Raw genomic sequence first — 10,251 nt, 5'->3', positions numbered from 1 at the left:
TTTAGAGCGCTGTTACTGACAAATGATTGTACTCAGAGTATGTCTAGACGTGGAAACTGTTGGGATAATGCAGTGACTGAAAGCTTCTTTCATACGTTGAAAGGTCATGTGGTCCATGGCAGTGTGTTTGCCACTCGAAAAGAAGCGAATGCTGTCTTGTTTGACTATATTGAGATTTATTACAATCGGGTCAGAAGACATTCTGCAAATGGCTGGTTAAGCCCTGAAGCCTTTGAGAAGAAATATTTTAAGAATTTAGAGGGATTTGTTGTCCACGATACTGTCTAGGATCAGCTCTACGTAAAGGTGGACTATATAAAATGACTTCTTCTTCAGCTACTGCCAATAAAGCTGAAACAGCTTTATAGTCGTTATAAGAGTTTTCTAAAAACTCTCTCACTTGATGTGCAATGCTGGTCGGTTTATAACTTCGGCGTTCTTCCTCTGTTACGCCAAAATCATTAAGCACATCTTCTAATAATGGATAATGGGCATATTCAGGGTTTCCCTGATAGTAACCATCTCGATCGGCTCCAGGACGGAATCCAAACTCATCAAATATATTCAGGCTTAAAAGAAAACGCGGGAACATCTTTGCACCGGCATGCAATCTCGGCTCTAACTGCTTAGTTTGATACTGAGCCATTAATAAAGCATCTGTAAATGTTTGTACGATTGCATGACGATACTCTAAATGAATACGCTTTAAATTTTCTTTATTAATTTCTCCGTTATTTAAAGTTTCAATTGCAGGATGATGAGATACAGGATGCTGCGCAATCTTCGCTCTTAATTGAGTTAAAAAGTTAAGATTTTTATCCCAAAGTTCAGCTGAAATGCTTTGTTTCATCCCTGCGAGTGCCTTTTTCCTAGGATTATTAAAGTTCTCAAATTTTTTAGGCATAATCCACTCTCGTTAAACTTATTAAAGTTTTTTGTTTTTCCATATTTTATTTTAAAAACAAAGAGTTATACCAAAAATAAAACTCCTTTTATCAAAAATCCATATTAGAATTAAAATCATACGAAATCAAATAGAATATTTAAAAAAAGTTAAAAATAATGTCTATTATTTTTATAATATTAACTTGAATCAAATTATGTTTTTGATTATGATCAAATTGATTAAAAATTTAAAATCTATGTAAAGTAATAATTAGTTTTAACTAAATGGAATAGTAATGTCAAAAAAAGAAGATATTATAAATACTGCTTTGGATCTTTTTAACCAAATTGGTTATAACGCTACAGGCGTAGATAAAATTATTGCTGAATCAAACGTCGCGAAGATGACTTTTTATAAATACTTTCCCTCTAAAGAAAGTTTAATTATGGAGTGTCTGCATCATCGAAATATTAATATACAAAATTCAATTTATGAAAAATTAAATTTACATCCAGATGCTGAGCCGCTTGAAAGAATACATCTTATTTTTAACTGGTATATTGACTGGATTAATAGCGAAAACTTTAACGGTTGCTTGTTTAAGAAGGCATTTATTGAAGTATCTAAACAATACACTTCAATTCGTGAACCATTTCAAGAATATACAAATTGGCTTATCAATTTACTCAATAGTTTATTAGTAGAGTTAGATATTAAAGACCCTACTCCACTTACTCATATCATCATCTCGATTATTGATGGGATTATTATTGATGGAACCATTGATAAAGAATTGATTGATCTTGTAAAAAAATGGAGATATATCGAGTATTTAATTAAAACCGAGAATTCATAGTATTTTTAATATATAAAAAATTACTTTAAATTGATTTATTATATATTTTTCTATTACGGATTTAAAATATAATATTAATAAATATAAATTTTATTAAATATTTCAATTTAAAAATTAAAATAAATAAAGTTTAACATGTTGATAATTTTCTACCCTTTTAGACCAACTCATATTAGAATTCCGCAACCTTATTGTCTCCCACGTCTCTATGAAAAAGTTTTTAGGCAATTCTATCTTCAAAGCAGTTGGTTGGACCTATGATGTAGATCCTACAATTCTTGAAAAAAAACAAGTAATTATTGGGTTCGAGCACACTTCTAACCTTGATGCGATCTTATCAATCGCTCTGTTTCAAATCTTAGATTTAAAAATTCATACGCTAATTAAAAAAGAGCTTTTTAAAGGCCCAATGAAGCCCATACTTGAAAATCTAGGCGGTATTCCGGTAGACCGTAAAGCAAGTAAAGATATTGTTTCTCAAATGGTCGAAAAATTTCAAAGTAATGATACCTTCAATCTAGTCATTGCCCCTGAAGCAACTCGTGCAAAAGATGGATCTGAGCGCAAACCTATTCGTACAGGTTTCTGGCATATTGCAAAAGCTGCGAATGTTCCAATTGTACTGATGTATGCAAATGCAAGAACAAAGAAAGGTGGCATTTTAGGTAAAATTTACCCTTCAGATTTGCAAAAAGATCTTGAAACAATTAAAGAACTTTATGCGCAATATGATATTGATGTGAAGATTAACTAATTTGTTCTGTAAGCGCTTTTAAGACTAATTTTTTACTTAAATTTAGGCCTTCTAAGCGTTGCTAATTGGTTAACAAAACATAGGACAACAGTTTTCAAGAAAACCATGCCTATGATAATATTCTGTCACTTTTGCATTTTTTAATTTTTGGAGTTCACTTCCATGGCGGGTCATTCTAAATGGGCCAATATTAAGCATCGTAAAGCTAAACAAGATGCAAGTCGCGGTAAAGTTTTTACTAAATATATTCGTGAAATTGTGACTGCTGCCAGACTTGGTGGTGGAGATGCTGCTAGCAACCCTCGCCTTCGTGCTGTTGTCGAAAAAGCACTTTCAGTCAACATGACACGTGACACCATTAACCGTGCAATCCAACGTGGTGTGGGTGGTGAAGATAATGATGATTTAAAAGAAGTAACTTACGAAGGTTATGGCGTTGGTGGTGTTGCTGTCCTTATTGAAACAATGACAGATAACCTCAACCGTACAGTTCCAGATGTACGTCACTGTTTCAGTAAAACAAATGGTAACTTAGGAACTGCGGGTTCTGTATCTTATCTATTTACTAAACGTGGTGAAATTACTTTTGAAGATGTTTCTTTAGAAGACAAAATCATGGAAGTAGCTTTAGAAGCAGGTGCAGAAGATATTGAAGTTTCAGAAGATGAAATTTTAGTAATTACTTCACCAGAGACTTTTGGTGAAGTTCAAGATGCTCTTGCTGCCGCAGGTTTAAAATCTGATAATGCAGAAGTTGTGATGAGTCCATCAACAAAAGCTGAAATTACAGATATTGACCAAGCAAAACAAATTCTTAAAATGATTGATATGTTTGAAGATCTTGATGATGTACAAAACGTTTATACAAACGTTGAATTCTCGGAAGAAGTTTTAGCTCAATTAGATGCTTAAACCAAACATTGAAATTAAAAACGCACCAATTGGTGCGTTTTTCTATAGTTTATTTAATAAGTTATAACAGTTAAATACATTGTACTTTTTGATGACAAAGCTCGAATGTAGAGCGACTACATTGTCAATTTTACCAATGCGTCTTAATAAAATTTCGCTATAGTCATCCATATTGCGCGCCACTAATTCAAGAATGAAGTCAGCACTTTGACCCGTAACTAAAAATGCATTTGTAACTTCAGGAATAGCTTCAATTTCAGAAAGAAATTTATCGAAGGTTTCACTATCATGTTTACTTAAAGAGACTTGTAGCAAAATATGCAAAGTAAACCCTAGTTTGCTAAAGTTAATTTCTCTTTTAAGCTGCCCCATGATATTAGCTTCAATCAAATGCTTAATACGGCGATGGACAGAGCTAACTGAAAGATTAATCCGTTCTGAAAGCTCATTCAAATTCAGGTCTTCATGAGACAAAATTTCCAGAATTTGTTTATCAAAACGGTCAAGCTCCATCCTTTTCTCCAAATAGCATTTTATATAACTTAACAGTATATCCTAAAGCCAAGCCCACTTTAAAAATCAAACCAGATTAAAAATAGGAATAAGCTTTACTTTAATATCTTGAATCAAGTCTGTGCCTGTTAACTGTGCAGTAGCCTGGCATTTATAGCGCATTTGAAATCGCTATAGCGTTATATTTTTTTAATGTTTCACTTAGCACATCAGCAAAAGTATATCTTATTTCAAAAATCTCAAGCTTTATTTAATAAAATCAGTAGTTTTAAAATTTTTTAAAAAGTTGGCACTGTTTTTGTTATGCACATACGGGAAAACTTTATCCGATGTGGGGAATGCTTGTGAAAAATATCAAAACTTTAGTTCTAGCAATGACTACTATTAGCCTAACAGGTGTAGTTATGCCAGCCCATGCAGCTACTGACGCAGAAGTAGATGCTTTACGCAAAGAGGTTGGTGAGTTAAAACAACTTGTGCAGCAATTATCAAATCAGCAAAAAACAGCATCAGCAGTAAATACTCCAACAGTTTCACAAACGACAACCGTAGCTAGCTCACCAGCTCCTCAGAGCAAACCAGATTGGATGCAAATGCCTGATGGACAGACTCAAGTTAAGCTTTATGGAAATGTACGAGTAGATGCCACTTATGACTTTAAAGGTTCAAATGGAAGCATTTCAAATGCAGCCAACTATCCTTTAAACAAAGATGATCCAAGACAGGACTCGCTAAATGTATCTGCAGCAACCACACGTATTGGTTTAGATATCACCCGACCTACGCAATATGGCGATTTAACCGGAAAAATTGAAGCCGACTTTATGGGCGGTAATGGTGACAATGGTAGTGGAACTTTCCGTGTACGCCATGCCTATATGTCTTTAGGTAAATGGTTAGCAGGTCAAACCACTTCACCCTTTGTAAATACGGACACATCCCCAGAAACATTAGACTTTACTGGCGCAGTTGGTACAGGAACAACGCGTACAGTACAAGTTCGTTATACACAGCCTATTGATGCACAACAAAAAATATTATTTGCTTTAGAAGGTGGTGATGTTGAAAAAGTAGGAAATGTGGCGGGTGGAAGCCGCTTCCCTGCTCTAACCACTCGATATGATTTTAAAACTGCTGATAATAAAGGCTTATTACAACTTCATGGACTTGTTCATGAAAACCGAGTAGCACCTAAGGATAGTACGTCTGAAGAAAAATTTGGTTGGGGTGTCGGCATAGGTGGAAAATATGATATTACCCCTCAAGATAGCGTAGTTGCCAACTATTATCATGTTAAAGGTGATGGACGATATTTGTCTTATAGCAACTCTGCCTATGCATATGACACGGCGGCTCAAGACATCCAATTAGGTGAATTTGATAGCGCAGTGATCGGCTATCAACGTAAATGGAATCCATTATTACGCTCTACTTTCGCAATTGGCGGAGTTCAATATAAAGATGACAACACATACGCAAATAGTAATTTGACTAATACCAGTTATAACAAGGAAATTTATAATGCACTGGTAAACCTAATCTGGAACCCTGTCAAGAATATTGACTTAGGTGCAGAATATACCTATGGCCAGCGCAAAACATTTGCAGATGATAAAGGCGATTACTCACGCATAAATTTATTAGCAAAATATAATTTCTAAAAACTTAGAAATAAAAAAGAGCCTTTATAGGCTCTTTTTTATTGTTGTATTTAATGCATTGCCTGAATTTTCTGCAAGAAAAGTTTAGCACGCTCATGACGAGCTTCTAAATTATCAAAAAATTCATTGGTTGGACAATCTTCAAGAATTTTACCTTCATCCATGAAAATTAAACGGTTAGATACGCGTTTAGCAAAGCCCATTTCATGGGTAACACACATCATGGTCATACCTTCATGAGCAAGTTGCACCATAACTTCAAGCACTTCACCTACCATTTCAGGGTCGAGTGCCGAAGTAGGTTCATCAAACAACATACAGACTGGGTCCATAGATAAACCGCGAGCAATTGCAACACGTTGCTGCTGACCACCAGAGAGTTGTCCTGGAAATTTATCTTTGTGAGCAAGTAACCCAACTCGTTCTAAATACTTAAGCCCCTTTTCACGCGCTTCGGCAACTGAACGTTTTAACACCTTCACTTGAGCAATGGTTAAATTTTCCAAAACAGTCATGTGCGGAAAAAGTTCAAAATGCTGGAACACCATTCCTACACGAGAACGGAATTTCGCCAGATCAGTTTTTGGATCTTTTAATGAAACCCCGTCAACAATAATGTCACCTTGCTGAAATGGTTCTAAAGCATTTACAGTTTTAATGAGCGTTGATTTTCCTGAACCAGATGGCCCACAAACAACAACGACATCACCTTTTTCAATACTCGTCGTGCAATCTGTTAAAACCTGAAAATCACCATACCATTTAGAGATATGTTGGATGTCTATCATTGGCATTTAAAATCTCCAATTAGCGAATGATGGCAATTTTTTTCTGTAAACGTTTGACTAATTGCGATAGCACAAACGAGCTACAGAAATACACCACAGCGACGATTAAGTAGAATGTTGCTTTCGTTTCAGGGCCATATGTATTAGCCAATGTATCTGCACGACCTAAGAAGTCCGGAGCACTAATAACATAAACTAATGACACGTCCTGAAACAGAATAATAGTTTGAGTGAGTAATACTGGGAGCATATTACGGAAGGCCTGCGGTAACACTACATAACGCATAGATTGCCCATAGGTAAACCCTAAAGCGTAGCCTGCATTGACCTGACCTTTTGAAATAGACTGAATACCAGAACGTACAATTTCCGAGAAAAATGCAGCTTCAAAAATAGCAAAGGTTACAACACTCGAAAATAATGGCCCCCAATAAGTATCTGATTGAAACTCAAATATTTTTGGTAACAAAAAATAGAAAATAAAGATGACCTGAATTAATGGAATACCACGAAATAGATCTACATAGAACTTTGCAAAGTTACTTGCAATGGTGCTGTTAGATAAACGCATCATTGCTAATGGAGTTCCAATCAGGATCCCCCCCATCATCGCAAGCACCGTTACCGTAAGCGTGAAGATAAAACCTTCTTTTAATGCAGCAATAACATCAGGGTTATGTAGTAGAGAAAAATCCATAATTATTTTCCTCCCGAACCTAAACCTGGTACAGCCATACGTTTTTCAATCCATGCCATCACAAATTTAATGGTGTAGGTAATGATTAAATAAACCGGCGTAGACAGAATAAGAATGATAATGTCCTGAGAAGTTTCTTCTCGCATGGTTTTGGTGTAAGCAAAGAAGTTCAAAACACTTAATGCATATAGAACAGCAGAGTTCTTGAAGACATTCATTGCTTCTGAAGTAATGGTTGGCCATACCGTACGATATGCAACTGGTAAAATCACATAACGATAACTTTGCGCTGTTGTAAAACCCATTGCAGAAGCGGCAAATTTTTGTCCACGAGAAACCGTGTTAATCCCCGCTCTTACATGCTCAGAAACACGTGCTGCGGTATATAGACCCAAAGCAAAAACGCCAATAACAGCAGGATGATGATTTAAAATATTTTTCCACCAGCCACCTGCTACGACGTCCCCACTTCCGGCACTTAAACTATCTGGTAAGAACTCCGGGAATACAAAAGCCCAGAAGAATAACTGTACAATTAAAGGAATATTACGGAATATTTCGACATAACAGTTGCCGATAAAAGCAAGCGGTTTATTGGGTAAAGTACGAATTACCCCGAGGAGAGAACCTAATAAAAATGCGATAAGAAAGGCTACAACGGCAGTCCATACCATAGTAAAGACACCAGAACCTAACATTTGTAACCATGTGGGCGCCTCAGAATAGGCATTGTAGCTAGAGCTACCAATGACTTTACAAACTGATTCTGCCCATGCGGCTTTATCGACACCATATTCATTAGACTCCGCACAGAATATAGTCCAGTTTAGCGAGCCGACTGACATGTTTGCCCCTTAAATGAATATCTTAGAAAATAGACCACTTGTGCAAATGAGGTTTTACACTTGCACAAGTAAATTTAGGACAAAAGGATCTGGTTAGATTCCTGCATCTGTTGGGTGAGCTTTAAGTTTTTTGTAAGATGAACTTGGTTGCATGTTCAAATTAGTATTTTTTGGTGGGATTGGCGATAAGAACCATTTCTTATATAAAGCGTCCATTTGACCAGTTTTCCATAAATTATTTACGGTACGGTCGGCAATTGCTTTAAATTTTGGATCATCTTTTGCAATCATGATGCCATAAGGTTCTGATGAAAGTACTGGCCCTACAATTGCGAACGCTTTTGGTGTAGATGACTTAGCAATTAGTCCAGCTAAGATATTGTCATCCATAACAAATGCTGCGGCACGACCAGATGCCATCATGGCAAACGAGTCAGAATGGTCTTTACCATAAATGTTTTGTACATTAAGTGACTGACCTTTTTCATTCATTTTAATGTACTTGTCTGATGTTGTACCTTGAGTCGTAACGACCGCTTTACCATTTAAATCAGCTAGACTCTTAATACCAGAGTTGGCTTTAACAGCCATACGCACTTCTGTTGCATAGTAGTTTGTTGAAAAACCAACTTGCTGCTGACGTTGTTTAGAGTTTGTAGTTGTACCACATTCCATATCAATATTGCCGGCTAAAAGCTCAGGAATACGTGTTGATGAAGTTACTGCCTTGTATTCAACTTTTAAACCAGGCATTTTCAATTCTTTTTTAATATCATTTGCGAACTGGTTACAAATGTCGACTGCATAACCTACCGGTTTACCTCCAACAACGTATGAAATCGGGTCGGATGATTCTCGGTGACCAATAACGATTTTTCCAGTACTTTTAATTTTAGCTAATGTATCTGCTGCCTGAATTTGAGAAGTAGCACCAACCGTACAAAGCATAATTGTTGAAACAATGAGAGAGGTTGCAGAACGTTTCATAAGAACTCCTTGATGATCATTCTCTCTATTTGTCTACAGAATCATTCTTGTAGAGAAATAGAGCGATTTATTATTAAATTGCAATTATCGAGCCAACTTTTCCAAGCAGGACTCCATCCATTTGCTTCACTTATTATTCATCTGTTTCGCAGAATTAATACCTTTAAAACTGCTCACATGTTTCTACTTTAATCTATGTTTTAATCTTCTGTCTATTATTAAGCTCATCTATTTACACTTAAATGTGGCAAATATTGATTACAATGTAAACATATGCACAATAAAGTCGCTTAAATTTTTCTAAAAACAGTTTTTAGAAAAAGATTATTTTTTAATAAAAAGAAAAAGCAAACTTATTAAATAGTTAGAACAACGTGGATTAATTTTCTCAAAATAAGATAAATCATCAAAATAATATTTATAAATGTTTTAATAAAATCCATTTATAAAATTGATAGTAATATTTTTTACAATTAAAATGCTTTTAGAAATATGAAAAAAAGGCCCGATTTATTTCGAGCCTTTTTATAAAACCTATAGATTAAATGCCTCTCCAATCAACGCGGGCATTTCTTTCAGTTTGATAGATTCTTAAAACATATTGTCCAAGTGGCAAATCAAGTAAACTTTTTTGATAATTGCTCCACTCTGGAGACACCTCTTCATCCTCTTCGGGTTCCCATGGCGTACCTTTTATTTCTAATAAAGGTGCAAGCATAGAACATACTGAAATATCAGCGAGGCTTAATCGGTCTCCAACCATATAACGTCCTTGATTTTCAATAAGATACTGATTCAGTTCATTGATGAGTTCATCCATACGCTCTTTTGACTGGCTCACCACTTCCCCTTCAAGCTTATAGTTCTTTTTTACTAAAGTTTTGAGGAAAGGTTTTGATATTTTTTCAAACTGACGCAAGTAACCTTGTTCGCCCATCATAATCTCGAGAGCATGGTCGCCATGGGCTAAAGTATGCGCTAGTGCCCAACGACGTACATGCACACCCAGTTCATCTGCCAAACTATCAATCTTAAGTGTTTGCTGCCTAAGTTGCTCATCACGGCGTAAAAGTGCATGTTCTGGATAAGTATCATCCAGATAAAGCGCAATTTTAGTTGATTCAGCAATCCAGCGATGGTCATCTTTCAAAATCGGCAATAAGTTTTGCCCTGTTTTGAGTTGTGCAAAAGCACGATGAAAGCCAGGAATCAAATTATGTGCAACGTAATCAAGTTCTTTATGGTCTAACAACCAGCGAGCTTTTTCACAATAATGAGATAAAGGAAACTGATACAAAACCCGCATAAAATCTCCACGTTTATTTTTATTTGACTATTCGTACAAAAATCGT

Annotated in this window: 11 protein-coding genes and 1 pseudogene; 5 read left to right on the top strand and 7 right to left on the bottom strand. The window is 35.7% G+C overall.

The genetic code is table 11. The features are described from left to right. Positions 1-288 (top strand): IS3 family transposase (locus tag HMPREF0014_RS25355; RefSeq protein WP_020992217.1); only part of this gene is annotated, 288 nt, incomplete at its 5' end. A 4-nt stretch (positions 289-292) separates the two neighbouring features. Here the strand turns inward: HMPREF0014_RS25355 and HMPREF0014_RS10710 are convergent. After that, positions 293-904: pseudogene (locus tag HMPREF0014_RS10710) on the bottom strand (hypothetical protein); the annotation flags it as partial. 277 nt (positions 905-1,181) lie between these two features. Between HMPREF0014_RS10710 and HMPREF0014_RS10705 the strand changes: the two are divergent. The 3 genes from HMPREF0014_RS10705 (at position 1,182) to HMPREF0014_RS10695 (ending at position 3,408) form a co-directional block, all read left to right on the top strand. Then, the gene (locus HMPREF0014_RS10705) at positions 1,182-1,742 is read left to right on the top strand and encodes a TetR/AcrR family transcriptional regulator (RefSeq protein ID WP_006581002.1); all 561 of its coding nucleotides are present in this window, start codon (positions 1,182-1,184) and stop codon (positions 1,740-1,742) included. Between the two features lie 208 nt (positions 1,743-1,950). After that, positions 1,951-2,496 carry a 1-acyl-sn-glycerol-3-phosphate acyltransferase gene (locus HMPREF0014_RS10700; RefSeq protein WP_004887551.1) on the top strand — a complete coding sequence of 182 codons (546 nt, stop codon included), beginning with the start codon at positions 1,951-1,953 and terminating at the stop codon, positions 2,494-2,496. 162 nt (positions 2,497-2,658) lie between these two features. Beyond that, positions 2,659-3,408: a YebC/PmpR family DNA-binding transcriptional regulator gene (locus tag HMPREF0014_RS10695; protein ID WP_002050219.1), complete on the top strand. Its 750-nt coding sequence runs from the start codon at positions 2,659-2,661 to the stop codon at positions 3,406-3,408. A gap of 42 nt (positions 3,409-3,450) precedes the next feature. On the opposite strand, the gene HMPREF0014_RS10690 is transcribed toward HMPREF0014_RS10695, so the two are convergent. Then, positions 3,451-3,921: an Lrp/AsnC family transcriptional regulator gene (locus tag HMPREF0014_RS10690; protein WP_004887554.1), complete on the bottom strand. Its 471-nt coding sequence runs from the start codon at positions 3,919-3,921 to the stop codon at positions 3,451-3,453. A 344-nt stretch (positions 3,922-4,265) separates the two neighbouring features. Here HMPREF0014_RS10690 and HMPREF0014_RS10685 point away from each other — a divergent pair, with 344 nt between their 5' ends. After that, positions 4,266-5,582: a DcaP family trimeric outer membrane transporter gene (locus tag HMPREF0014_RS10685; protein WP_193786197.1), complete on the top strand. Its 1,317-nt coding sequence runs from the start codon at positions 4,266-4,268 to the stop codon at positions 5,580-5,582. 50 nt (positions 5,583-5,632) lie between these two features. Here the strand turns inward: HMPREF0014_RS10685 and HMPREF0014_RS10680 are convergent, their stop codons facing one another. From HMPREF0014_RS10680 to HMPREF0014_RS10660, 5 genes are all read right to left on the bottom strand, one after another. Continuing rightward, a complete protein-coding gene (locus HMPREF0014_RS10680) occupies positions 5,633-6,376 on the bottom strand; it encodes an amino acid ABC transporter ATP-binding protein (protein WP_002049786.1) in 744 nt (247 codons plus the stop codon). A 13-nt stretch (positions 6,377-6,389) separates the two neighbouring features. Next, positions 6,390-7,067 carry an amino acid ABC transporter permease gene (locus HMPREF0014_RS10675; protein ID WP_002049960.1) on the bottom strand — a complete coding sequence of 226 codons (678 nt, stop codon included), beginning with the start codon at positions 7,065-7,067 and terminating at the stop codon, positions 6,390-6,392. A gap of 2 nt (positions 7,068-7,069) precedes the next feature. Further along, positions 7,070-7,912: an amino acid ABC transporter permease gene (locus HMPREF0014_RS10670; protein WP_004709206.1), complete on the bottom strand. Its 843-nt coding sequence runs from the start codon at positions 7,910-7,912 to the stop codon at positions 7,070-7,072. Positions 7,913-8,005: 93 nt separating this feature from the next. Continuing rightward, positions 8,006-8,899: an amino acid ABC transporter substrate-binding protein gene (locus HMPREF0014_RS10665; RefSeq protein WP_004709208.1), complete on the bottom strand. Its 894-nt coding sequence runs from the start codon at positions 8,897-8,899 to the stop codon at positions 8,006-8,008. Positions 8,900-9,440: 541 nt separating this feature from the next. Next, positions 9,441-10,205, bottom strand: coding sequence for a glutathione S-transferase family protein (locus HMPREF0014_RS10660; RefSeq protein ID WP_004887559.1), 765 nt, complete (start codon positions 10,203-10,205; stop codon positions 9,441-9,443). Positions 10,206-10,251 lie beyond the last annotated feature (46 nt).

Source organism: Acinetobacter sp. RUH 2624, from assembly GCF_000162375.2.
In the GTDB taxonomy this organism is placed as follows: Bacteria; Pseudomonadota; Gammaproteobacteria; order Pseudomonadales; family Moraxellaceae; genus Acinetobacter; species Acinetobacter nosocomialis.
The sequence above is the reverse complement of the archived record's forward strand: the minus strand, read 5'-3'. Positions and strand labels throughout refer to the sequence as shown.

What these genes read in the sequence shown, in the direction of transcription:
- HMPREF0014_RS10660 (WP_004887559.1), bottom strand. Translation starts at nt 10,205, where the DNA reads ATGCGGGTTTTGTATCAGTTTCCTTTATCTCATTATTGTGAAAAAGCT.
- HMPREF0014_RS10670 (WP_004709206.1), bottom strand. Translation starts at nt 7,912, where the DNA reads ATGTCAGTCGGCTCGCTAAACTGGACTATATTCTGTGCGGAGTCTAAT.
- HMPREF0014_RS10665 (WP_004709208.1), bottom strand. Translation starts at nt 8,899, where the DNA reads ATGAAACGTTCTGCAACCTCTCTCATTGTTTCAACAATTATGCTTTGT.
- HMPREF0014_RS10690 (WP_004887554.1), bottom strand. Translation starts at nt 3,921, where the DNA reads ATGGAGCTTGACCGTTTTGATAAACAAATTCTGGAAATTTTGTCTCAT.
- HMPREF0014_RS10695 (WP_002050219.1), top strand. Translation starts at nt 2,659, where the DNA reads ATGGCGGGTCATTCTAAATGGGCCAATATTAAGCATCGTAAAGCTAAA.
- HMPREF0014_RS10680 (WP_002049786.1), bottom strand. Translation starts at nt 6,376, where the DNA reads ATGCCAATGATAGACATCCAACATATCTCTAAATGGTATGGTGATTTT.
- HMPREF0014_RS10705 (WP_006581002.1), top strand. Translation starts at nt 1,182, where the DNA reads ATGTCAAAAAAAGAAGATATTATAAATACTGCTTTGGATCTTTTTAAC.
- HMPREF0014_RS10700 (WP_004887551.1), top strand. Translation starts at nt 1,951, where the DNA reads ATGAAAAAGTTTTTAGGCAATTCTATCTTCAAAGCAGTTGGTTGGACC.
- HMPREF0014_RS10675 (WP_002049960.1), bottom strand. Translation starts at nt 7,067, where the DNA reads ATGGATTTTTCTCTACTACATAACCCTGATGTTATTGCTGCATTAAAA.